This is a genomic window from Streptomyces viridosporus T7A (assembly GCF_008704515.1).
Classification (GTDB): Bacteria; Actinomycetota; Actinomycetes; order Streptomycetales; family Streptomycetaceae; genus Streptomyces; species Streptomyces viridosporus.
Window position 1 is genome coordinate 3,096,283 of record NZ_CP023700.1, and the last position, 23,196, is coordinate 3,119,478.

Sequence of the window (23,196 nt, forward strand, 5' to 3'; positions counted from 1 at the left end):
GCTCGGGCGCGACATGCCGCACGGCACCGGGGTGGCATCGGCGACCCGCACCTCGCAGGTCCGGAAGTCACTGTTCGTGGCGATCTCCGGTACCGCATCAGGCAACGTCCGCCCTGGTGACGGCTACCCTTCCGGTGTGACCGAGGAGAAGGACGGTGGGAGCGGCGCGATGCGGCGCGGACCGGCGGACCTGGTGTGGTCCACCGTTGCGCTGCAACTGGCCGGTCTCGCTTTCTGCGGGGTTGTCGCCTTGATTGCCTGGCCGTTCGGGTGGCTGCCCGACTCGCAGTACCTCGCCCTCATGAGCACCATGTTCGCGGCGCAGCCCGCGGGTGAGTTGTACCGCGCGGGTCCACCGCGTCGACTCGCCGCCGTCGCCGCCCTGTTCACGTTGATGACGGTGGCACTGCTCATTGCCGCAACAGCGGAGTGGGCTTTTCCGGTGATGGCCGAACACGACCTTGGCTTCCTCGCAGGTTTCCTTGTCGGGACACCCGTCGGCGTGGCCGTACTGGCCTGGTTCTACAACAGGGGGAACGTTGCCTGATACGTGTCCCGGCATGGCGCGCGGTGCGCGTCTGGCCGCCCATGGTGCCGTCTCCACCGCCCTGGCCCTGTGCAGTGATCGCGCCCTGCGCGAACTCGTGGACACGGCCGTGCCGATCGGGTCCGGCATCGGGGGGAAGTCGGCCCTGATGGAGGTCGCCGGCACACCGGTCTTCGTGAAGCGGGTGCCCCTCACCGATCCGGAGAGGCGACCCGAGCACGTCCGGTCCACGGCGAACCTGTTCGAGCTGCCCGTCTTCTGCCAGTACGGCGTCGGCGCCATCGGCGGACCGGGCTTCGGGGCCTGGCGGGAACTCGCCGTGCACATCATGACGACGAACTGGGTGCTCGCGGCGGAACACGAGGGCTTCCCCCTGATGTACCACTGGAGGGTGCTGCCCGATGCGACGCCCCTGCCCGAGGAGTTGGCCGACGTCGAACGGGCCGTCGCCTACTGGGGCGGAGGACCGCAGGTGCGCCGCCGGATCGAGGCCCTCCAACGGTCCTCGGCGAGCATCGCGCTGTTCCTGGAGTACATCCCGCAGAACCTGCACCAGTGGCTGGGCGCTCAGGTCCAAGCGGGCGACGAGGCCGCCGACCGGGCCTGCGCCCTGGTGGAGGAGAACCTGGAAGCCGGGATCTCGTTCATGAACGCGCGAGGGCTCCTGCACTTCGACGCGCACTTCGAGAACATCCTCACCGACGGCCGGCGCCTCTACTTCGCGGACTACGGCCTCGCGCTCTCCTCCCGCTTCGAACTGTCCCGGGACGAGGCCGACTTCTTCGACCGGCATCAGGTCTACGACCGCTGTTACACCGCCACCTACCTGGTGAACTGGCTGGTCACCGCTCTGGGCGGCTGCCGGAGGGAGGACCGGGACGGCCGCTACGCGCTGGTGCGCGCCTACGCGGAGGGCGAGCGCCCCACGGGAATCCCGCAGGGGGCCGCGGCGATCATCGCCCGGCACGCGCCGGTCGCCGCCGTGGTGTCGGACTTCCACCGCACGTTCCAGAGCCGGAGCAGGCAGGTCCCGTACCCGCTGGAGGAGATCCGCCGGCTCGGCGGGAGGGACAGCCCTTCCATGTGCTGACCGGACGACGCCGACCACGCACACACCGCCCCGTCGGGCCCCCTCCGCGGGCTCGACCGACCTCGGAACTACGTCCTTGGTGCCGGTCCACACGGGCCCGCGGTCCGATCCGGTGAGTACGGCCCCACCGCTAGCTTCACCGCATGCGTATTGGACTCCTAGGCACCGGCAACGTCTCCCGAGCACTGGCCCACGGCTGGAAGGGCGCGGGGCACGACGTCCTCCTCGGTTCGCGTCACCCCGAGGACCGGACGGACCTCGGGCTTCCCGTGGCGAGCCCGGACGACACGGCCGCCCACGCGGAGGTGCTCGTCAACGCGACCCCGGGCGCCGTCTCCCTGGCGTTACTGCACTCCATCGGGGCACCGGCGCTGGCCGGCACCCTGCTGATCGACGTGGGGGTCGGTCTCTCCGACGACTTCACCCAGCTCTCGCACCCCAACAGCAGCCTGGGCGAGCAGATCCAGCAGGCCTTCCCCCTGACCCCCGTCGTCAAGACGCTGTGCACCATGGACTCCACCGTGATGGTCGCCCCGGGCCGGCTCGGCAGGCCGGGCACCGTTTTCCTCTCCGGCGACGACGCCGAGGCCAAACGGGCCACCGGCCGCCTGCTCACCGACCTCGGCTGGCCCCCGTCGTCCCAGTTGGACATCGGCGGCATCACCACCTCCCGGGGCCAGGAGCACTTCGCCTTCCTCTTCATGGGCATCGCGGGCGGCCTGGGCACCCATGTCTTCAACATCGACGTGGTGGCCGAGCCGCGCTGAGCACAGGCGGACAGCGCCGGCACGGACGTCCCGACGAACCCACCTCCCCGCTACTCAAGTTTGACTAGAGTGGCGGGCATGGGTGAGAAGACCGTTCCGATCCTGCCGTGCCGGACCCTCCGGCCCGTCCTCGACTTCTACGCCGCCCTCGGCTTCGAGGTGACCTTCCAGCAGAAGAGCCCCCACCCCTACGCGGTCGTGGAGCGCGGCGGCATCCAGCTCCACTTCTTCGGGATGAAGCGGTACGAGCCGGCCGAGTCGTTCAGCACGTGCTGCATCCTGACCGACGACGTGGACGGGCTGTACGGGGCCTTCCGGGCCGGGCTCAGGGCGGCGTACGGGAGGATCCCGGTCCGGGGACTGCCGCGCATCGGGCCACTGAAGGACACCTCGCACGGGGTGCGGCAGTTCCTCGTGACCGATCCGGGCGGCAACTGCCTCCGCGTCGGGCAGCCGACGGGCCGGGGCCCGCACCACCGGCCCGCACCCGAGGAGACCTTCGCCCGGGCCCTCCACCACGCCTCCCTCTTCGCGGACTCGAAGGACGACCCGGCGGGCGCCGCGAAGATCATCGACCGGGCGCTGCTCGTCGAGGACGAGCAGCCCACGCCCGTGCAGTTGCTCCGCCTCCTCGTGCTGCGCGCGGACGTCGCCGGGCGCCTCGGCGACGAGGGGACCGCGGCGTCCGCGCTCGCCCGGGCCGCCGCGCTCCCCCTCACCGCCCAGGAGCGGGAGACGGTGCGCGACGACCTCGAACGCCTCGATGAGCTGGGGACTCCAGGAAGCGCCGACCCCCGGGGCCTTCGGGAGGAGTAAAAGAACGGTCGTTCTTGACCGACCGTTCTCTTACCCGTAGGGTCAGGGACATGGGACGACCACGCGCCTTCGACACCGACCGGGCGGTCGAGACCGCGGCCACCCTCTTCGCCACCCACGGCTACGAGGGCACCTCGGTGGACGATCTGGTCACCGCCACCGGCATCCACCGGGGCAGTCTCTACAAGGCCTTCGGATCCAAAAGGAGCCTGCACCTGACCGCCCTGCGCAACCACCTCGACCACGAGATCCGCCCGACCACCGCCGCCCTCGCCACCCTCACCGACCCCGAGCAGGCGCTGTCGACGGCCATCGCCTCGTACGACAACGGCCCGGCCGCCGGACTCCTCCTCCTCGCCGCCGCCGAGCGCGCGCCCCACGACCCGGAGGTCGCCGCGCTGGTCGCGGAGGGCATCGCCGCGCTGGAGGACGCCCTGCGCCCCTCCCACGGCGACGCCGCCCCCCGACTCACCTCCACCGTCCTCGGTGCCCGCCTGCGCCTGCGCGCCGGCCTGCCGACCGCTTCCAAGGAGCACTGACATGGCCCTGGTCTCCGTCGACCGCGCACGCGGCCTGCTGACCGTCGAGTTCCAGGGTCTCGACAAGCTCTGGACCCTCAAGAGCCGCCTGGAGATACCCCTCGCCCACGTGCGGGGCGCCACGCACGACCCCGGCATCGCCCGCGAGCCGAAGGGCCTCCGCGTCGGCGGCACCCACTTCCCCGGCCTCATCACCGCCGGCCGCTACCTCCACAAGGGCGAACGCCTCTTCTGGGACGTGAAGAACCCGGACAAGGCGGTCGTCATCGAACTCGCCGACGCCGAGACCTACGACCGCCTCGTCGTCGAGGTCGACGACCCCCGCGCCACCGTCGCCCTCGTCGAGCGGTCCCTCACCCGCGACTGAAGCACGGCTTCCGGACCGGGCACCCTTCCCTCGGCGCCGTACGCGCCCCTCGGCCGAAGTTCCTCACGCGCAGGCCCTCACACGCAGGCCCTCACGCGACGCACCCGACCGGCCCCGTCGGCCCCGCTCACCGAGGGCGGGACGCTTCCGCCGGTGACACGGCTCCGCCGGTCCGGGGGCGGCGGGGGCCGGGGGAAGCGTCCGACGCCGCCCGGCCGCGCGAAGCGGTCTGACCGGCCACCGTCGCGCCGAACGCCAGCGCCATGCCGACCAGTTGCACCGGCGTCAGCGCCTCGCCGAGCGCCGCCCAGCCGACGACGGCCGCGGTGAGCGGGGAGAGCGGGCCGAGGAAGGTGACCTGGGTGGCGGTGAGGCGGCCGATGCCGCGGAACCAGAGCCAGTACGCGACCGCCGTGTTCGCCAGGGCGAGGTAGAGGTAACCGCCGATCGCCGGGCCGTCCACCGCGGGCGGCGCGCCCTCGACCAGGAGGGCGAGCGGGGCGATGAGCAGACCGCCCGCGGTGAGCTGCCAGCCGGTGAGCGCGAGCGGGCCGACGCCCTCGGGCCGGCCCCACCGCTGGGTGAGCACGGTGCCGGTGGACATGGAGACGGTGGAGGCGAGCGCCGCGAGCACGCCGAGCGGGTCCAGCGCCCCGGCCGCCTTCAGGACCACCAGGCTGACGCCGAAGGCGGCCACGGTCCCGGTGAGGAGGGTGCGCGCGGTCGGCCGCTGTCCGAGCAGCAGCGCCGAGAGGCCGACCACGCACAGCGGTCCGACCGAGCCGACGACCGCGGCCGTACCGCCGGGCAGCCGGTAGGCGGAGAGGAACAGCAGGGGGAAGAAGGCGCCGATGTTGAGCGCGCCGAGCACGGTCGCCCTCCCCCACCAGGCGCCGCGCGGCAGCACCCGGGCGAGCGCGAGCAGCAGCAGTCCGGCGGGCAGGGCGCGCGCCAGGCCGGTGAACAGGGGGCGGTCGGGCGGGAGGAACTCGGTGGTGACGGCGTAGGTGGTGCCCCAGGAGACGGGGGCGAGGGCGGTGAGCGCGATCAGGGCGGCGCGGTTCGGGGCCACGGGGGCGCACCTCTTCCCGGGGACGGCTTCAGGTCGATAGGAGGTAGCTTAGCTCCAAGCTACTTTTCTACAAGCCACTTTCTTGCGGACGACCGGAGAGGAACGGATACTCCTGCCCATGAGTGCACGCCCCGAGCAGCGCAGGGACCCCGTCGACGCGATCATCGAGCAGTGGGCCCGGGAGCGGCCGGACCTCGACACCGCCGCCATGGAGGTCTTCGGCCGCATCCACCGGCTCTCGCGCGCCATGAGCGACCGGATCGACAAGGCGTACGCCAGGTACGGGATCTCGCGCGGGGAGTTCGACGTGCTCGCGACCCTGCGCCGCTCCGGCGAGCCCTACACCCTCTCCCCGCGCCAGCTCTCGGCCACGCTGATGCTCACCACCGGCGGGATGACCGGCCGCCTCGACAAACTGGAGCGGGCGGGGCTGCTGCGCCGCTCCCCCGACCCGTACGACCGCCGGGGGCTCCAGGTCACGCTCACCGAGCAGGGCCTGCGCCTGACCGACGAGGCGGTCGGCGCGGGCCTCGCCCTCCAGACCGAGGCGCTGTCCGCCCTGGACGGGGAGCGGGCGGGGCAGCTCGCCGACCTGCTGCGGGAGTTGCTGCTCGCGACCGAGCGGTAGGGCGCCGGGCCGCCCGCGCGCTGCGGGGCGGGGGCGTCCCCGTCCGGCGCCCGGCGGCGGCCCGGCGGCCGCGGCCTACCAGCGGTTGCGGTGCACGACCTCGTCGACCGGGCGGCGGCTCACCGGGCCGAACCTGCCGCGCGGCCACCCCACCGGGATGGCCGCGAAGGTGTTCATGTCCTCGGGGATGCCGAGGGCCGCCTTCCACTCCTCCTCCAGCATCAGGTGCCAGATGGTGATGTTGGCGGCCAGGCCCAGGCCCCGCGCGGCGAGCAGCAGGTTCTGCACGCCCGGGTAGACGCAGGAGCCCTCCGCGAGGGCGTTGAAGCGCTCCTGGATCTTCGCCATGCGTGCCGTCGCCTCGGCGCCGAGCGCCTCGGCGTAGAGCCGTACGCCCTCCTCCTCGATCCTCGGCTCCGGGAACCGGTAGCAGGGGATGATCAGCGCCGGGGTCTCGGCGAAGTGGTCGCGCTGGTACTCGATGGCGGCGACCATGCGTCCGTACGCGGCCTCGTCCATGCCGGCGGGGGCGTACTTGCCGGTCGTGGCCAGGTAGGCGTCCACGCACCGCTTCCACAGCGGGGCGAGGTCGGCCATGACCGCGGGGTCGGTGACGACGACGTACTCGTAGCGCTGCATGTTGCCGCCGCTGGGGCCCCAGACGGCCGCCTGTATCAGCCGGTCCAGGAGGGCGTCGGGCACCGGGTCGGGCTTGAGGCGCCGCATGGCCCGCATGGTGGACATGGTCGCGAAGAGGGCCGGTTCGGCGGTCTCGCCGGCCGGCGTCTCGGACAGGGTGTCTCGCGTAGTCATGATCGCGAGTGTAAGGACTGCGGGCCCCGCCCGGACCCCCTCGGACACGTCCGCGTCGCCGTGCCGGGAGAGGGCATCCGCCGTGGGTGCACCCGCTCTTGACGCTGCGTCACGCGGGGGCGCCGCGTCGCCGAGGCGGCCCGGGGGCCGGGTCCGCGGGCCCCGCACGCGCCGAGGGCGCCGCCCCGGTGCACGTACGGCGGTCTGTGCGTACGTGCACCGGGGCGGCGCCCCCGGGAAGGTGCGCGGGCGGCCCGTCGGGGCCCCGGACCGGTCAGGCCTTGGCGTCGGCCTTGATCTGGATGTTGGAGCTGGTCGTGTCCTTCTTCTTGTGCGTCTTGTCGGTGACCATCACCAGGGCGGTGATGATCCCGAACAGCGCGATCGGGGCCACGACGAAGAGGCCCAGCGTCTCGACGACGCTCAGGCCCGTGCCGGGGTCGTCACCGTCGTCACGGGTGAGCGCGAGCGCGGGGGACGTCATGAGCAGCATCATCAGCGTCGTACCGGCTGCCAGGGCGCCGGCGCGCAGGGCGTTCTTCTTGTCCACGGTGCAAAAGGTAGCGAACGCCGGTCGGGGGCGCGCGTCCGGGGTGCCGTACGAGAGTTTCGGCATGCTCACCTCATCCCTTCCTCATCCCTTCCTCGTGCCCCGTGCCCGGCGGTGTCCGTCCGCAGCACCTCGATCAGCGCCCGCAGCCTCGGGGACGCCGCCAGGTCCTCCAGGGTCACCGGGCGGCCCTCGGCGTCGGCGATCGGCAGGCGCCAGTTCGGGTACTGGTCCCAGGTGCCGGGGAGGTTCTGCGGGCGGCGGTCGCCCACGCCGTCGGGGAGCCAGACGCCGATCAGGCGGGCCGGGGTGCGCAGCAGGAAGCGGTGGACGGCCCGGATCCGCTCCTCCTCCGAGGTGGCGGCGTCCGGCAGCAGTCCGAGCCGGGTGAACAGCTCCAGCCACTCCGCCGTGTCGGCGGCGGCCTCGGCGCGTTCCTCGGCCGCGGGGCGGGTGAGCAGGCCCAGGCCGGCCCGGAGGTCGACGTGCTCGCCGGTGAGGCGGGCCGCGGTGGGCGGCAGGTCGTGGGTGGTGGCGGTGGCCAGGCAGTCGGCGCGCCAGCGCTCCGGCGGCAGCGGGCGGCCGTCGCCCTCCCAGTCCCGCTCGAACCAGAGCACCGAGGTGCCGTACACCCCGCGTTCGCGCAGTGTCTCGCGCACCCCGGGCTCGACCGTGCCCAGGTCCTCGCCGATCACCACCGCCCCGGCCCGGGAGGCCTCCAGGACGAGCACGGCGAGCATGGCCTCGGCGTCGTAGTGGACGTAGGTGCCCTCGGTGGGCGGGCGGCCCTCGGGCACCCACCAGAGCCGGAACAGGCCCATGACGTGGTCGATGCGCAGGGCGCCCGCGTACCGGAAGAGGGCCTGGAGCAGGGCGCGAAAGGGGGCGTAGCCGGATTCGGCGAGCCGGTCCGGGCGCCAGGGCGGCAGGCCCCAGTCCTGGCCGCGGGCGTTGAAGGCGTCCGGGGGCGCGCCGACGGACATGCCGGCCGCGAAGTACTCCTGCTGCGCCCAGGCGTCGGCCCCGCCGGGGTGCACGCCGACGGCGAGGTCGTGCACGATCCCGACCGGCATCCCGGCCTCGCGCGCGGTGCGCTGGGCGGCGGTGAGCTGGGCGTCGGTGAGCCAGGCGAGGCGGGAATGGAAGTCGACGCGGTCCGCCAGCTCGCGCCGGGCGCGGGCGGTCTCCGGTGAGCGGGGGTCGCGCAGGGCGGCGGGCCACCGGTGCCAGTCGGCGCCGTGGACCTCGGCGAGCGCGCACCAGGTGGCGTGGTCCTCCAGGGCCCGGCCCTGTGCGGCGAGGAAGTCGCGGTGGGCGGCGTGCCGGCCGGGCCCGAGGGGGACCGCGAGCACCAGTTCCAGCGCCTCGCGCTTGACCTCCCACACGGCGTCCCGGTCGATCAGCGCGCCCCGGTCCAGCACCGCCTCGCGCAGCCGCCCGGCCCGCTCCAGCAGGGCGCGCACGCGGTCGCGGTCCTCGACGTGACCGAACTCGGGGACGTCCTCGACCCGCAGGTGGACCGGGTCGGGGAAGCGGCGCGAGGAGGGGCGGTACGGGGAGGGGTCGGTCGGGGGGCCGGGGACGGCCGCGTGCAGGGGGTTGACCTGGATGAATCCGGCGCCGAGGACGCGGCCCGCCCAGCCGGCGAGCTCGCCGAGGTCACCGAGGTCGCCCATGCCCCAGGAGCGGTGGGAGAGGAGGGAGTAGAGCTGGACCAGGAGTCCGTGGGAGCGCCCCGGGGGCGCGGGCAGCCGGGGCGGGGCGACGATCAGGTGGGCGCGTGCGGTGCGGCCGTCGGGGGCGGTGGCGGTCACCTCGTGCACCCCGGGCGGGAGGTGCTCGGCCGACGCGCGGGTCTCGCCCTGTTCGGTGCGCACGCCCAGCCGGGTGCCCTCGGGGAGCGCGGCGAGCGCGGCCGGGGCGGCCGTGCCCCAGCCGACCACGGTGGGGGGCAGCAGCCGCTCGTCCCGTTCCCGTCGCGCGGCGGTGAGCGCGGCGCGGACGGCCCCGGGGGTGCTCGCGTCCACGCCGAGGGCGGCCAGCGCGCGCGTGACGGCGGTGGCCGAGGCCGCGACCGTGCGGTCCGGGGAGGGGCGGTAGGAGGTGGCGACGCCGTGCAGGGCGGCGAGCCGGGAGAGGTCCTCGGTGGGGGGCTCGGCCGGCCGGGGCGCGCTCACCCTAGGGCTCCGGGCGGTACTGGGTCGGGAGGAAGGCGAGTCCCGAGGGGTCCGTGGCGGCGTCGGACTCGCTGGTCAGGGGGGCGGCGTCGGCGAGCGGGGGCTCGCTGGTGAGGGGTTCGGCGTCGGGCAGCGGGGGCTCGCTGGTGAGCGGGGTCTCGGTGCAGGGGCCCTCGGCGCTGAAGACGCAGAGGTGGTGGCCTTCGGGCAGGTCCTCGGGCAGGGTGCCGGGCAGGTCCTCGGGCCGGAAGAAGGGCTCTGCCGCGGGTTTGGACAGGGCCGGGGACGGTACGCGGGCCGGTGCAGCCACAGGTTCTCCTCGTCGAGCGCGGTCCCGCGGGTCGCGCGGGCGCCGTACGGGTCGTCGGTGCGGGTCGTTCGTGCGTTCTCAAGGGCGGTGACGGGTCATCCCGCAGCCCTACCCAGCGGATGCGAGGCCAGACGCAGGAACGCGCACAACGTGCTCCTGGTCACACTCTCTCCTCGTCCCCTCACTCCACCGTGGGACAAATGCGCCACAACGGCCACTCTCATTGACACGTTCACCGCAGGAGTGGTGGGCTCTGGATTTCTCGGTAACGGATAGGACACGGCCTGGGCCCTCGGGTCCGGCGGCCGTCGGGGCTCGTCGGGCAATCGGGTTCGGGCGACGAGGAGGGGCTGTGCAGCTGGGGCGTGGGAGAAGGGCGGCCGCCCTCGCGTTCGCCGTCGTCGCCGGGACCCTGGGCGCCGCGCCCGTCTCCGTGGCGGCGCCGCCCGCGCCCGGCACGACCGCGTCGCCCGTCCCCGACACGGCCGGGGCGGACCTGTCCGTGTGGCCGCGCCCGCACTCCCTGCGCGCGAACGGCGCCCCGGTCGCGGTGACCGAGGAGGTCGCCCTGCGCGCGGAGGCCACGGCCGACGCGCACGCCCTCGACGCGCTGCGCGCGCTGCTGCGGCAGGCCGGAGCACGCCGGTTCACCGACCCCGGCGCACCGGCGCCCGAGGGGGCGCTCGTGGTGCGCGTGGCCACGGAACGCCCCACCGGCGACCCCCAGGACGCCCTTCCCGCCGGCGGCTACGCGCTCACCACCGGTCAGGACACCGTCTCCCTCACCGGGGCGGACGCGGCCGGCCTGTTCCACGCCGTGCAGACGTTGCGTCAGCTCCTGCGCCCGGACGGCCGCCTCACCGCGGCGGTCGTCCGGGACTGGCCGGGCACCGCCGTGCGCGGCATCACCGAGGGCTTCTACGGCACCCCGTGGACGCACCGGCAGCGGCTGGACCAGCTGGACTTCATGGGCCGCACCAAGCAGAACCGCTACCTCTACGCGCCCGGCGACGACCTCCACCGGCAGGCCCGCTGGCGCGAGCCGTACCCGGCCGAACGGCGCGCGCAGTTCCGGGAGCTGGCCGAGCGGGCCGGGCGCAACCACGTCACGCTCGGCTGGGCGGTGGCGCCGGGCCAGGCGATGTGCTTCGCCTCGGACGCCGACGTGCGCGCGCTGACCCGCAAGCTCGACGCGATGCGGGCGCTGGGCTTCCGCGCCTTCCAGCTCCAGTTCCAGGACGTCAGCTACAGCGAGTGGCACTGCGGGGCGGACGCCGACCGGTTCGGCTCCGGCCCCGGGGCCGCCGCCCGCGCCCAGGCGCACGTGGCGAACGCGGTGGCCCGGCACCTGGCGGAACGCCACCCGGACTCCCCCGCCCTGTCCCTGATGCCCACCGAGTACTACGAGGACGGCTCGACCGCCTACCGGCGCGCCCTCGCGAAGGAACTGGACGCGGGCATCGAGGTGGCGTGGACCGGCGTCGGGGTGGTGCCGCGCACCATCACGGGCGGCCAGCTCGCCGAGGCGCGGAAGGTGTTCGGGCACCCGCTGGTGACCATGGACAACTACCCGGTGAACGACTACGCCCCCGGCCGGATCTTCCTGGGCCCCTACCAGGGCCGCGAACCGGCCGTCGCCGCGGGCTCGGCCGCCCTGCTCGCCAACGCGATGGAGCAGCCCGAGGCGTCCCGCATACCGCTGTTCACCGCCGCCGACTTCGCCTGGAACCCGCGCGACTACCGGCCCCGGGAGTCCTGGCGGGCCGCGATCGCCGACCTCGCCGGCGGTGACGACGAGCGCCGCCGGGCCCTGACCGCGCTCGCGGGGAACGCCGCGTCCTCGGTCCTGGGCGGCGAGGAGTCGGCGTACCTGCGCCCGCTGCTGGAGGACTTCTGGCGGACCCGCGCCCGCGGCGAGGACGGAACCGGGGCGGCCGGCCGGCTGCGGGACGCCTTCACGCTGCTGCGCGAGACGCCCGGGCGGCTGTCCGGCACCGCGCTCGCGGTCGAGGTCGCCCCCTGGACCGGGCAACTGGCCCGCTACGGCGACGCCGGCCTCACGGCCCTGGACCTGCTGGACGCCCAGCGGGCCGGGGACGCGGGCGCCGCCTGGACGGCGTACCGGAAGCTGGGCGAGCAGCGGGCGCGGCTGGAGTCCACGCGGGTGACGGTCGGCGAGGGCGTGCTGGACCCGTTCCTGAGCCGGGCGCAGAAGGCGTACGAGAGCTGGGCCGGCATCGACCGCGAGCCGTCCGCGCCCTCCGGCGACCCGGCCGGCGGACGCACCCTGCGCCTCGATCGGGCCCGCTCCCTGAACTCCGTGACGGTGCTCGCCGAGCCCGGCACGCGGGGCACGGTGGAGATGCACGTACCGGGCGAGGGCTGGCGCGGCCTCGGCGCGCTGTCCGGCACGGGCGCCACCGAACTGCGGGCCGACGGGCCGGCCGACGCCGTCCGGGTCACCGGCGCCGACCCGGACCGGGTCCGGCACCTGATCCCCTGGTACGCGGACACGGCCGCCGCCTCCCTGGAGCTGTCCGAGAGCCGTGCGGACGCCGACATCGGCGGCACCCGGCGGCTGACGGCCACCCTCGGCTCGCTGCGCCCCGGCGAGGTGCGCGGCAGGCTGACCGTCGACGCCCCCGAGGGCCTGCGGGTCGAGGTCCCCGCCGGAGCGCTGACCGTGCCGCGCGGCACGCCGCTGGAGGTACCGGTCGAGGTGACCGTGGAACCGGGCGCGCCGGCCCGGTCGTACGAGGTCCGGTTCGGCTTCGGCGGGGTAAGCCGCACGCTGACCGTCCACGCCGTCCCGCGCATCGGGGGCCCCGACCTGGCCCGCACCGGCCGGGCGAGCTCCTCGGCCGACGAGACCCCCGACTTCCCGGCCCCGGCGGCGAACGACGGCGACCCGGCCACCCGCTGGTCCTCCCCGGCCGAGGACGACTCCTGGTGGCAGGTGGAGCTGGAACGTCCGGTGCGGCTCGGGAAGGTGGAGCTGCACTGGCAGGACGCGCACCCGTCGGCGTACCGCGTCGAGGTCTCGGCGGACGGCCGCACCTGGCGCACCGCGGCGACGGTGCGGGACGGGCGCGGCGGCCGGGAGACCGTCCGCATGGACGAGCCGGAGGTGCGCCACATCCGCGTCCAGGGCGAGAAGCGGGCCACCCGGTACGGGTACTCGCTGTGGTCGGTGGAGGCGTACGCGGTCGCGGACTGACCCGTCCCGGCCGCCGCCGTGAACCGGCGACCCCGGAGCCGCCGATAGACGGGGTGTGAGACTGTTCCGCCCCGTGGGGGGCCACCGGGAGAAGGACGGGGAGGACTCCGACGCGGCTCTGCTGAGGGCCGTCGCGGGCGGGGACCCGGCGGCGATGGCCGCGTTGTACGACCGGCACGCGGGATGGCTGTACGCCCGGCTGAGCCGGCGCTGCGCCGACCCCGAGACCGTGCGGGAGGTGCTCCAGGACACGTTCGTCACGGTGTGGCGGTCGGCGGGCGCGCACCGCGGCGAGCAGGCCGGCGGCTGGCTGTGGACCATCGCCGCGCGGCGCCTGGTCGACACCTACCGGGCGCAGGAGCGGGCCGCGCGGCTGCGCACGGCGCCGATGGAGGAGGCGTGGGACGGCCGTCCGGCGGCCGGGGCCGCGTCGCCGTCCGCCGAGGACCGGGTGCTGGCGGGCCTGGAGTACGGGGACGTGGGCACCGCCCTCGACCGGCTCTCGCCCGAGCTGCGCGAGGTGCTGCGCGCCACGGTCGTCGACGGGCTGAGCACCCGGGAGGCCGCGCGGCTGCTGGGCATCCCCGAGGGGACCGTCAAGTCCCGGGCGATGCGCGCCCGCGCCGAACTCCGCGCGGCGCTCGCGCAGCTGAGCCCGTCACCGATGGGAGGTCCGGCATGACCGGCTGGCACGCGTCCGACCACCTCGTCGCCCGTTACGCCGACGGCTGTCTGCCGGAGGCGGACGCGTGGTCGCTGGAGAAGCACCTGGAGTCCTGCGGCGGTTGCGCGCTGCGGGTCTCGCGGGCGGTGCGCGCGACGGCGGCGGGCCCGGTGCTGGACGGCATCCGCGAGAAGATCCTGGCCGACGTCCGCGGGGCGGTCCCGGCCCGGGTCCCCGAGGCGGCACCGGCGGGCGGGGCGGCGGTCCCGCCGGCGCACGGTCCGGTTCCCGGGGCGCCGGATCCCGCGCGCCCCGCCGGATCCCCGGTCCGGACCCGGCCGCGCGTGTACCGGTGGCCGTCCGCCGGCCCGGGCGCCGTGCGCCTGCTGTGGGCCCTGGGACCGGCCGTGCGCGGGGCCTGGCTGCCGGCCGTGCTGCTCGTCGCCGTCGGCGCCGTCGCGCTCGCCCACGGGGGCGGCATCGCGAACGCGCGGCCCTGGCTGCTGGCCCTCGCCCCGGTCGTACCGGTCGCCGGGGTCGCTCTGTCCTACGGACCGCACGCCGACCCGATGCACGAGATCACCGCGGCCACGCCGTCGGCCGGGCTGCGGCTGGTCCTGACGCGCACGGCCGCCGTGCTGGCGGTGAGCCTGCCGCTGCTGACCCTCGCCGGGGCGCTGCTGCCGTCCGCGGACGCCCCGAACGCGGCCGCCTGGCTGCTGCCCGGTCTCGCGCTGACCCTGGCCTCGCTGGCCCTCGCCGGATACGTCGGCCTGCGCACCGCCACGGCCGTGACCGGCGGCGGCTGGCTGTGCGCCGTCCTCGGCCCGGTGCTCACCGCACCGGGCGGGCTCACCGACGAGCTGGGCGAACGGCTGTCCCGGTACCTCGACGGCGCCCCGGCGCAGGGCGGCTGGGCGGCCGCGGCCGTCCTGTGCGCCGCCCTGCTGGCCGCGCGCCGCCCCGCCTTCCACTTCCTGGAGAAGAGTTGAACACGGCTCCGTACACCGCGCCCCGTCCCGCGCCCGGAACACCGGCCGCCGCGATCCGGATCACCGGCCTGCGCGTCCGGCACCGCAGAACCGTCGCCCTGGACTCGGTGGACCTGGACTTCGGCACCGGGGTGCACGGTCTGCTCGGCCCGAACGGCGCCGGCAAGACCTCGCTGATCCGCGTCCTCGCCACGGTCGCCGAACCGGCCGGCGGCCGGGTGGAGATCCTCGGCCACGACATCGGCGACCACCGGCGGCGCGGCGCGGTCCGCCGGCACCTCGGCTACCTGCCGCAGGACTTCGGCTACTACCCGGGCTTCACGGTGCGGGAGTTCGTCGCGTACGTGGCCTGGCTGAAGGAGATGCCCGCGGACCGCGTCCCGGCCGCGGTCGAGCGGGCCGTCGCCCGCGTCGGCCTGGCCGACCGCATCGACGCGAAGGTGCGCGGCCTGTCCGGCGGCATGGTCCGCCGGGTCGGCATCGCGCAGGCCGTGGTGAACGACCCGCGGGTACTGCTCCTCGACGAGCCGACCGCCGGCCTGGACCCGGAGCAGCGCGTGGAGTTCCGTGAACTGCTGCGCGAACTGGGCGCCTCGTCCACCGTCGTCGTCTCCACCCACCTGGTGGAGGACGTGGCGGCGGCCTGCACGGAGGTCACCCTGGTCGACGCGGGCCGGATCGCCTACCGGGGGACGCCCGCGTCGCTCGCCGCGCTCGGCGAGTCGGCGGGCGGCCCCGGCGACCACCCGATCGAGCGCGGCTACACGGCGGCGCTGCGGGCACACCGCGCGCCGGACGAACGGACGGAATCCACCACTCGGACGGAGCCCGCCGCTCGGACGGACCGGCCGTCGGCTTCCGGGGGGACGGCCCGATGACCCCCCTGACGGAACGGGCACCCCGGGAACACGGTGTGCCGCCGCGCCCGCCCCTCGCCCGGCACCCGCTGCGGGCGGAGGCCGTGCGCGGTTTCGCCCCCTGGGCCGGAGCGGCGATGCTGCTCGTGCTCACGGCGGCGCTGGCGGCCGGGTCGGGGCAGTGGCAGGGCGGCTGGGCGGAGACCCGCGACGAAGTGCACGCGGTGGCGATCCTGCTCGGCGTTCCACTGGCCCTGGCGGCCGGCTGCTGGCAGGGCGGCCGGGAACGCCGGCGCGGGACGCAGGAGACGCTGGCGGTGGCCGTGCGCGGCCGGACGGCGGTGTTCCTCGCGTCGGCCCTGCCGGTCGCGCTGTGGCTGGTCGCCGGCTACGCCGTCGCGACCGCGCTGGCGTTCCTCGCCACCTGGTACTGCGCCACGGGGGACCGGCCCCACCTCGGCACACCGCTCGCGGACGCCCTCGTCCTGGCGTCCGCCGCACTGGCCGGCCAGGTCGTGGGCCGCCTGGTGGCCTGGCGGCCGGCGGCACCGCTGCTGGCGGCGACCGGGTACGTCGTCCTCGGCGTCACCGGGTACGGCGACCACGGATCCGTCCGACACCTGGCGCCCTTCACCACCGTCCCGTCCGCCTCCGCACCGGTGTGGTGGCAGCCCCCGACGATGGTGGTGTGGACGGGCGGTCTCGCGGCCGCCGCGGTCCTCGCGTACACCGCGCGCCGCCGTGCGGTCGCCCTGCTGCCGCTGGTGGCCGCGACCGCGGCCGGCACGCTGCTCGTCCAGACCGGCGACGGCCTGTGGCCCACCGCACCGCTCGCCCGGCGCCAGGTGTGCGACACCTCCACCACCCCGCAGATCTGCGTGAACGCCCGCTACCAGGGCCTGCTCCCCCAGGTCACCGACGCCCTGTCCGGGCTGACCGACCGCCTGGAGGGCGTGGAGAACCTGCCGGTGCGCTTCGAGGACCGGCCGGGCCCGCCGGGGCCGGACGAGGTGGAGCTGCCGATGATCACACCGATCGGCTGGACCGTCGTACGGGGACGGCTCACCGACCCCGAGGAGTACGCGTGGGCGGCGGGAGTGACGTTGCAGGGCCGCGGGGAGTGCGAGGAACTGGCGCCGCGGGTGGCCAGGACGGACGAGGCCGTGAGGCACTACCTGGCCCCCAGTCCGCTGCAGCGGCACTTCGACGAGGACGACGCCCGGCGGGCGCGGTCGAGTGCGACCGCGCGCGCCGAACTCGAGGCGGAGCTCGCGACGCGCGAGCGCCTGGCGTCGATGGGCGACGGGGAGCGCCGCGCGTGGCTGTCGGCGTACTTCGCGACGCGGGACGCGTGCGGCGCGGAAGGGGTGCCGGCCCTGTGACCCGCGGTCTCCTGCTGTACGCCCGCTCGCGCGCCCTGCCGCACACCGTGCTCGTGCTCGGCGCGACCGCCGTGCTCGCCGCCCTGGGCACCCGGAACCTGAACGCGTACCTGGACCCGTCCCGACAGGTCCCGGTCGTCGCGCTGGCCCCGTTGTTCGCGGCGGCGGTGATCGGCACGAGCCTGCACAGCGCGTCCGACGAACTGGACCGCACCGCCGTGCGCCCCTGGTGGCGCAGGCGCCTGGTCCACCTGACGGCGCTGACCGGCTGCGCCGCGGTGCTGCTGGCGGCGACCGTGTACGGGCACCCTTCCCCGTTCGGTCCCGCGGCCATGGTCCGCAACACCCTGGGGTGCGCGGGCCTCGGCGCCGGCGCGGCCGCCCTGCTGGGGGCCCGGCTGAGCTGGCTGCCGGTCTTCGGTTACGTCAGCGCCGTGTACGTGGGGTCCGCGAACGCGCGGGACCGGCTGGTCCCGGTCTGGGCGTGGCCGGTGCAGCCGGCCGGGCAGCACATCGCCTGGGTGACCGCCGCCGTGCTCCTGGCGGCGGGTGCGGCGCTGTACGTGGCACGCGGAGCGCGGCCCGAGGGACGGCACGCCTGACCCACGCGCCGCGCGGGCGCCCGCCACGGCCCGCCCGACCCCGGGGGGAACGGGGGTTCCCCCGGGGCCGGACGGGTGAGGGCCGGCGCGCCCCCGTGGACGTACGGAGGCCCGGATCCTCGTCAGGCGGAGATGCCGTCGATCCGGGCCAGGGCGTCGGCCGCGCCGTACGGCTGCAGGTACGGCAGCCAGCGCGGGTCCCTATGGCCGGTGCCGATGATGCGCCAGGCCAGACCGGTGGGCGGAGCGGGTTTGTGGCGCAGCCGCCAGCCCAGTTCGAACAGGTGCCGGTCGGCCTTCACGTGGTTGCAGCGGCGGCAGGAGGCCACCACGTTGTCCCAGACGTGCTTGCCCCCGCGGCTGCGCGGGATGACGTGGTCGACGCTGGTCGCGACGCCACCGCAGTACATGCACCGGCCCCCGTCGCGGGCGAACAGCGCCCGACGGGTCAGCGGTACGGGGCCCCGGTAGGGGACCCGCACGAAACGTTTGAGCCGGACCACGCTGGGTGCGGGGACGGTGACGGTGGCACTGTGCAGATAGGCGCCGGACTCCTCGAGGCAGACTGCCTTGTTCTCGAGGACGAGCACCAGCGCGCGGCGGAGCGGTACGACGCCGAGCGGCTCGTACGACGCGTTGAGGACCAGGACATGCGGCACGGACGGCCTCCTTGTACGCCGGCGGCGCGTGGCTCGCGCCGGGACGATCCGTAGTCAGTTTCCTCTCCTGCCTGGTGGACGCGCCACCATGTCCCGGTAACGGGCTGGGAGTGTTTTCGACCACATCCGGATTCCTCCCCAGGATCATGGCCTGTTCAAGCGCGGGTGAGGACCGTCTCTTCTTCACAGATCACGCGGATCCCCCCACAATGCCCCGTTAGTGTGGTGACCCTGTCCGTGCCGGTGACCTTCCCGTGACCTTGACCGCCGCACCGGGGGGCAGATCGTGCACTTGGAGGTACCTGTCGTGTCCTTGTCCGCCGTCCTGTCGGCCGACGGCCCGTCGCCCACCCCCTCGGATTCCCAGACACCGCGTGTGCCCTCGCTCCAGGACGCCCAGGAGAGCGCGAGCAACGCCGCCGGCTGGGTGGAGGAGAACTGGTCGACGTGGCTCGCGATAGGGCTCCGGGTCCTGCTGATCGTGGTGATCGCGGCGGTGCTGAGAGTGGTGGTGCGGCGGGCGATCACCAAGCTCGTCGACCGCATGTCGAGGACCGGCCAGGCCATGGACGGCGGCGGGCTCGGCGGGCTGCTGGTCAACGCCGAGCGGCGGCGCCAGCGCTCGCAGGCGATCGGCTCGGTGCTGCGCTCGGTGGCGTCCTTCCTGATCCTGGGCACGGCCGCGCTGATGGTGCTGGGCACCTTCCAGATCAACCTGGCCCCGCTGCTGGCCTCGGCCGGTGTCGCCGGCGTGGCGATCGGTTTCGGCGCGCGCAACCTGGTGACGGACTTCCTCTCCGGCGTCTTCATGATCCTGGAGGACCAGTACGGCGTCGGTGACACCATCGACGCGGGCGTGGCCTCCGGCGAGGTCATCGAGGTCGGGCTGCGGGTGACCAAGCTGCGCGGCGCCGACGGCGAGATCTGGTACGTCCGCAACGGCGAGGTCAAGCGCATAGGCAACCTCTCCCAGGGCTGGGCGACGGCCAACGTGGACGTCACGGTCCGCGCGGACGAGGACCTGGACGAGGTGAAGGCCGTCCTCGTCGAGGTCGCCGAGCGGACCAGCAAGGAGGAGCCCTGGAACGAGTTCCTGTGGAGCCCGGTCGAGGTCCTCGGCCTGGACTCGGTGCTGCTGGACTCGATGGTGGTCCGCGTCTCCGCGAAGACGATGCCCGGCAAGTCCCTGACCGTGGAGCGCGAGCTGCGCTGGCGCATCAAGCGCGCCCTCGACGCGGCCGGCATCCGCATCGTCGGCGGCGCCACCGCCGCGGAGGACGTGGAGGCGTCCGCCCCCGACCCGACGGCGGGTGTCGCTCCCCCCTCCGCCTACGCGAGCACGGTCTCCCCGCAGTCGATGGCCGCGTCCCCGCTGCCCCCGCCGAACATCACCAAGTGACCGCCCCGCGGGAGGGGCGGGACCCGGCAGCGCTTCCGGGTCCCGCCCCTCCCGCGTGCCACCCCCTTGACGCCTCCCCGGCACGGGCCTACGTTCCCCCGCGGGAAAGGAAACCTTCCTAACAGTCGCCGACGCGCGCAGGAGGCCGGGTGCCGCACCCCGTGGCAGGAACCGCTGGTACACCGGGCACCCCGCGCGTGCTGCGCGCCATGAACGACCGCGCCGCCCTGGACCTCCTGCTGGAGCACGGGCCGCTGTCGCGCACCCGGATCGGCCGGCTCACCGGACTGTCCAAACCGACCGCCTCCCAGCTCCTGGCCCGCCTGGAGGCCGCCGGACTGGTCCTGGCCACCGGCACCACCGAGGGCCGTCCCGGCCCGGGCGCCCGGTTGTACGGGATCAACCCGGCCGCCGCCCACGTCGCCGGGCTCGACGTCACCCGCGGGCGGATCCGCGCCGCCGTCGCCGACCTCACCGGCCGCACGGTCGGCCGCCACGAGCTGCCCGCCCCCGGCCGCCGCTGCGGCACCCCCGTCGTCCGGCAGGTCACCGACGCCCTGGACGGCGCGGTGCGGGCGGCGGGACTGTCCCGCGCCGACCTCCACCGCCTGGTCATCGGCACCCCGGGCGCCTTCGACCCGCACACCGGGCGCCTGCGCTACGCCTCCCACCTGCCCGGCTGGCACTCCCCGGCGCTGCTCGACGAACTCGCCGCCGCGCTGCCGGTGCCGTGCGCGTACGAGAACGACGTCAACCTGGTCGCCCTCGCCGAGCAGCGCCGGGGAGCGGCCCGGGACCACGCCGACTTCGTCCTGCTCTGGAACCAGGAGGGCCTGGGCGCCGCCCTGGTGCTCGGCGGGCGGCTGCACCGGGGCTCCACCGGCGGCGCGGGCGAGGTCGGCTTCCTGCCGGTGCCGGGCACGCCCCTGGCCCGCCGGGTCGCCCGGGCGGGCAGCGGCGGCTACCAGGAACTGGCCGGCTCCCGGGCCGTCCCGGCGCTGGCCCGGGACCTCGGCATGGCGGACGTCCCGCAGGGCCCGCCCGCCGAGGTGGCCGCCGCCCTCCTCGCACGCGCCGCCGCGGCCCCCGACGACGAGGTCCACCACCGGCTCCTGCGGACCTACGCCACCCGCCTGGCCACCGGCCTGGCCTCCCTCGTCTGCGTCCTCGACCCCGCACTCGTCGTCCTGAGCGGCACCGGCCTCACCTCCGGCGGCGAGGTGCTGCGCGCCCTGGTCCAGGCCGAACTGGCGGAGCTGGCCGCGCCCCGCCCGCGCCTGGTCCTGGGCGGCGTCCGCGAGGACCCCGTGCTGCGCGGCGCGCTGGAGAGCGCGCTGGCGGCCACCCGCGACGAGGTCTTCGACACCTCCCGCTGACCGGCCCGCCGCCGCGCCGGCCGCACGGCGGCGGGGACAGCACACCCATCCGAGGAGAGGGAAGGACATGAAACTCACCGTCGTCGGCGGAGGTTCGACCTACACGCCCGAACTGATCGACGGCTTCGCCCGCCTGAGCGACACGCTCCCCCTCACCGAGCTGGTCCTCACCGACCCGGCGACGGACCGCCTGGACCTGATCGCCCCCCTGTCCCGCCGCATCTTCGCCCGCCGGGGCCATCCCGGCCGGATCACCGCCACCGCCGACCTGGACGCGGCGGTGGACGGCGCCGACGCGGTCCTCCTCCAACTGCGCGTGGGCGGCCAGGCGGCCCGGCTGCAGGACGAGACCTGGCCCCTGGAGTGCGGCTGCGTGGGCCAGGAGACCACCGGGGCCGGCGGCCTGGCCAAGGCGCTGCGCACGGTCCCGGTCGTCCTGGACATCGCCGACCGCGTCCGCCGCGCCAACCCCGACGCCTGGATCATCGACTTCACCAACCCCGTGGGCATCGTCACCCGGGCCCTGCTCCGGGCCGGCCACAAGGCGGTGGGCCTGTGCAACGTGGCCATCGGCCTCCAGCGCAAGTTCGCCGCCCGCCTCGGCACGGACCCCGCCGGCCTCCACCTGGACCACGTGGGCCTGAACCACCTCACCTGGGAGACCGCGGTACGCCTCGGCGGCCCCGGGGGCGAGGACGTCCTCCCCCGCCTCCTCGCCGAGCACGGCGAGGAGATCGCCGCCGACCTGCGTCTGCCCCGCGCCCTCCTGGACCGCCTGGGCGTCGTCCCCTCCTACTACCTGCGCTACTACTACGCCCACGACGAGGTCGTACGGGAGCTGGGCGCCAAGCCCTCCCGGGCCGCCGAGGTCGCCGACATGGAACGCCGTCTGCTCGCCCTCTACGCCGACCCCGCCCTGGACGAGAAACCGGCCCTCCTGGCCCGACGCGGCGGCGCCTACTACTCGGAGGCGGCGGTGGACCTCGCCGCCGCCCTCCTGCGCGGCGCCGGGAGCCCCCACCAGGTGGTCAACACCCTCAACCGCGGCACCCTCCCCTTCCTCCCCGACGACGCGGTGATCGAGGTCCAGGCGGCCGTCGGCCCGAAGGGCGCGGTCCCGCTGCCGGTGGCCCCCCTCGACCCCCTCTTCGCGGGTCTGACGGCGAACGTCGCCGCGTACGAGGACCTCGCGCTGGAAGCCGCCCTGCACGGCTCCCGCACCCGCGTCCTGCGCGCCCTCCTCGCCCACCCCCTGATCGCCCAGTACGAGTACGCCGACCGCCTCGCCGACACCCTGATCGCACACAACCGGGAGTACCTCACGTGGGCCTGACCGCAGGCGTCCTGGCCATCGACGCCGGCAACAGCAAGACGGACGTGGCCGTGGTCGCCCCCGACGGCACGGTCCTCGCCACGGCCCGCGGCGAGGGCTTCCGCCCGCCCGCCGTGGGCCTGGACACCGCGATGGCCGCCCTGGCCGCCACCGTCGCCCGGGCCCTCGCCGCCGCCGGCGCGCCCGCCGTGGCCCACGTCTCGGCCTGCCTGGCCAACGCGGACCTCCCCGTCGAGGAACAGCAGCTCACCGAGGCCCTGGAGACCCGCGCCTGGGGCACCACCGTCGAGGTCCGCAACGACACCTTCGCCGTCCTGCGCGCCGGGGTCACCGAACCCCGCGGCGTGGCCGTGGTCTGCGGCGCGGGCATCAACTGCGTCGGCATGCACCCCGACGGCCGCACCGCCCGCTTCCCGGCCCTCGGCCGCATCTCCGGCGACTGGGGCGGCGGTTGGGCCCTGGCCGAGGAGGCCCTCTGGTACGCGGCCCGCGCCCAGGACGGCCGCGGCGCCCCCACCGCCCTGGCCCGCGCCCTCCCGGCCCACTTCGGCCTCCCCGACATGCCGGCCCTCATCGAGGCCCTGCACCTGCGCCGTGTCCCTTCGTCCCGCCGCCACGAACTGACCCCGGTGCTCTTCGCCACGGCGGCCGACGGCGACCCCGTCGCCCGCGCGATCGTCGACCGCCAGGCCGACGAGGTCGTCACCATGGCCACGGTCGCCCTGACCCGCCTCGGCCTCCTCGACGAGCGGACCCCCGTCCTCCTGGGCGGCAGCGTCCTGGCGGCCGGGCACCCCCGGCTCGTCGACCGCGTCCGCGCCCTCCTCGCCGACCGGGCGCCCCGGGCGGTCCCCCGGATCGTCACCGCCGCCCCGGTGCTGGGCGCGGCCCTGCTGGGCCTCGACCGCCTGGCGGCCCCGCCGGAGTCCCACCACCGCCTGCGCGCGCACTTCGGGACCTGACGGCCCCGCAAGCGGTGGGCCGGGGCGGGGCGGGGCGTCCGCCCCGTCCCCGGCCCACCGCGGGCGCCCCCGGGAAC

Annotated in this window: 23 protein-coding genes; 17 read left to right on the forward strand and 6 right to left on the reverse strand. The window is 75.4% G+C overall.

Annotated features, from left to right (window positions below; all coding sequences use genetic code 11):
- Positions 1-136 precede the first annotated feature (136 nt).
- The 6 genes from CP969_RS14370 to CP969_RS14395 all read left to right on the forward strand — a co-directional run bounded on the left by CP969_RS14370 (position 137) and on the right by CP969_RS14395 (position 4,126).
- Positions 137-547 carry a hypothetical protein gene (locus tag CP969_RS14370; RefSeq protein ID WP_223887076.1) on the forward strand — a complete coding sequence of 137 codons (411 nt, stop codon included), beginning with the start codon at positions 137-139 and terminating at the stop codon, positions 545-547.
- A 13-nt stretch (positions 548-560) separates the two neighbouring features.
- A complete protein-coding gene (locus CP969_RS14375; RefSeq protein WP_016826252.1) occupies positions 561-1,637 on the forward strand; it encodes a protein kinase family protein in 1,077 nt (358 codons plus the stop codon).
- A 143-nt stretch (positions 1,638-1,780) separates the two neighbouring features.
- Positions 1,781-2,404 (forward strand): NADPH-dependent F420 reductase, encoded by a 624-nt coding sequence (locus tag CP969_RS14380; protein ID WP_026085185.1) that lies wholly within the window; start codon positions 1,781-1,783, stop codon positions 2,402-2,404.
- A 78-nt stretch (positions 2,405-2,482) separates the two neighbouring features.
- The gene (locus CP969_RS14385; RefSeq protein WP_039831646.1) at positions 2,483-3,220 is read left to right on the forward strand and encodes a bleomycin resistance protein; all 738 of its coding nucleotides are present in this window, start codon (positions 2,483-2,485) and stop codon (positions 3,218-3,220) included.
- Between the two features lie 50 nt (positions 3,221-3,270).
- Positions 3,271-3,759 (forward strand): TetR/AcrR family transcriptional regulator, encoded by a 489-nt coding sequence (locus tag CP969_RS14390; protein ID WP_016826249.1) that lies wholly within the window; start codon positions 3,271-3,273, stop codon positions 3,757-3,759.
- A 1-nt stretch (position 3,760) separates the two neighbouring features.
- Positions 3,761-4,126 (forward strand): hypothetical protein, encoded by a 366-nt coding sequence (locus CP969_RS14395; protein WP_016826248.1) that lies wholly within the window; start codon positions 3,761-3,763, stop codon positions 4,124-4,126.
- Between the two features lie 127 nt (positions 4,127-4,253).
- Here CP969_RS14395 and CP969_RS14400 read toward each other — a convergent pair whose 3' ends face one another.
- Positions 4,254-5,198, reverse strand: a complete 945-nt coding sequence (locus CP969_RS14400) for an EamA family transporter (protein ID WP_016826247.1) — start codon at positions 5,196-5,198, stop codon at positions 4,254-4,256.
- Positions 5,199-5,316: 118 nt separating this feature from the next.
- On the opposite strand from CP969_RS14400, the gene CP969_RS14405 reads away from it, so the two are divergent.
- Positions 5,317-5,826 carry a MarR family winged helix-turn-helix transcriptional regulator gene (locus CP969_RS14405; protein WP_016826246.1) on the forward strand — a complete coding sequence of 170 codons (510 nt, stop codon included), beginning with the start codon at positions 5,317-5,319 and terminating at the stop codon, positions 5,824-5,826.
- Between the two features lie 75 nt (positions 5,827-5,901).
- Here the strand turns inward: CP969_RS14405 and CP969_RS14410 are convergent, their stop codons facing one another.
- From CP969_RS14410 to CP969_RS14425, 4 genes are all read right to left on the reverse strand, one after another.
- The gene (locus tag CP969_RS14410) at positions 5,902-6,639 is read right to left on the reverse strand and encodes a nitroreductase family protein (protein ID WP_150474930.1); all 738 of its coding nucleotides are present in this window, start codon (positions 6,637-6,639) and stop codon (positions 5,902-5,904) included.
- A 274-nt stretch (positions 6,640-6,913) separates the two neighbouring features.
- Positions 6,914-7,189 (reverse strand): hypothetical protein, encoded by a 276-nt coding sequence (locus tag CP969_RS14415; protein ID WP_026085182.1) that lies wholly within the window; start codon positions 7,187-7,189, stop codon positions 6,914-6,916.
- A 68-nt stretch (positions 7,190-7,257) separates the two neighbouring features.
- A complete protein-coding gene (malQ, locus tag CP969_RS14420; protein ID WP_016826243.1) occupies positions 7,258-9,366 on the reverse strand; it encodes a 4-alpha-glucanotransferase in 2,109 nt (702 codons plus the stop codon).
- 1 nt (position 9,367) lies between these two features.
- A complete protein-coding gene (locus tag CP969_RS14425) occupies positions 9,368-9,676 on the reverse strand; it encodes a hypothetical protein (protein WP_004988035.1) in 309 nt (102 codons plus the stop codon).
- Between the two features lie 352 nt (positions 9,677-10,028).
- Between CP969_RS14425 and CP969_RS14430 the strand changes: the two genes are divergently transcribed.
- Genes CP969_RS14430 through CP969_RS14455 form a run of 6 tightly spaced genes read left to right on the forward strand, consistent with a single transcriptional unit; the run spans position 10,029 to position 17,390 of the window.
- Positions 10,029-12,893 (forward strand): beta-N-acetylglucosaminidase domain-containing protein, encoded by a 2,865-nt coding sequence (locus CP969_RS14430; protein ID WP_016826242.1) that lies wholly within the window; start codon positions 10,029-10,031, stop codon positions 12,891-12,893.
- A gap of 55 nt (positions 12,894-12,948) precedes the next feature.
- Positions 12,949-13,575 (forward strand): RNA polymerase sigma factor, encoded by a 627-nt coding sequence (locus CP969_RS14435; protein ID WP_016826241.1) that lies wholly within the window; start codon positions 12,949-12,951, stop codon positions 13,573-13,575.
- Positions 13,572-14,549 (forward strand): zf-HC2 domain-containing protein, encoded by a 978-nt coding sequence (locus CP969_RS14440; RefSeq protein ID WP_150474931.1) that lies wholly within the window; start codon positions 13,572-13,574, stop codon positions 14,547-14,549. Before CP969_RS14435 ends, CP969_RS14440 begins: the two co-directional genes overlap by 4 nt.
- Before the next feature lie 59 nt (positions 14,550-14,608).
- Complete coding sequence (locus tag CP969_RS14445; RefSeq protein WP_078495527.1) at positions 14,609-15,427, forward strand: ABC transporter ATP-binding protein; 819 nt, start codon at positions 14,609-14,611, stop codon at positions 15,425-15,427.
- Positions 15,424-16,788, forward strand: a complete 1,365-nt coding sequence (locus CP969_RS14450) for a hypothetical protein (protein ID WP_016826238.1) — start codon at positions 15,424-15,426, stop codon at positions 16,786-16,788. The genes CP969_RS14445 and CP969_RS14450 overlap by 4 nt, the downstream gene beginning before the upstream one ends.
- The gene (locus tag CP969_RS14455; RefSeq protein ID WP_016826237.1) at positions 16,785-17,390 is read left to right on the forward strand and encodes a hypothetical protein; all 606 of its coding nucleotides are present in this window, start codon (positions 16,785-16,787) and stop codon (positions 17,388-17,390) included. Before CP969_RS14450 ends, CP969_RS14455 begins: the two co-directional genes overlap by 4 nt.
- A gap of 122 nt (positions 17,391-17,512) precedes the next feature.
- On the opposite strand, the gene CP969_RS14460 is transcribed toward CP969_RS14455, so the two are convergent.
- Positions 17,513-18,049 carry an HNH endonuclease gene (locus CP969_RS14460; RefSeq protein ID WP_004988024.1) on the reverse strand — a complete coding sequence of 179 codons (537 nt, stop codon included), beginning with the start codon at positions 18,047-18,049 and terminating at the stop codon, positions 17,513-17,515.
- Positions 18,050-18,356: 307 nt separating this feature from the next.
- Here CP969_RS14460 and CP969_RS14465 point away from each other — a divergent pair, with 307 nt between their 5' ends.
- From CP969_RS14465 to CP969_RS14480, 4 genes are all read left to right on the forward strand, one after another.
- Positions 18,357-19,448 (forward strand): mechanosensitive ion channel family protein, encoded by a 1,092-nt coding sequence (locus CP969_RS14465; RefSeq protein ID WP_004988021.1) that lies wholly within the window; start codon positions 18,357-18,359, stop codon positions 19,446-19,448.
- A 161-nt stretch (positions 19,449-19,609) separates the two neighbouring features.
- Entirely contained in the window at positions 19,610-20,824 is a 1,215-nt protein-coding gene (locus CP969_RS14470; protein ID WP_109539973.1) for an ROK family transcriptional regulator, read from the forward strand.
- Between the two features lie 67 nt (positions 20,825-20,891).
- Positions 20,892-22,157, forward strand: coding sequence for a 6-phospho-beta-glucosidase (locus tag CP969_RS14475; protein ID WP_004988017.1), 1,266 nt, complete (start codon positions 20,892-20,894; stop codon positions 22,155-22,157).
- Positions 22,148-23,119: an N-acetylglucosamine kinase gene (locus tag CP969_RS14480; RefSeq protein WP_016826236.1), complete on the forward strand. Its 972-nt coding sequence runs from the start codon at positions 22,148-22,150 to the stop codon at positions 23,117-23,119. Before CP969_RS14475 ends, CP969_RS14480 begins: the two co-directional genes overlap by 10 nt.
- Positions 23,120-23,196: the final 77 nt, after the last annotated feature.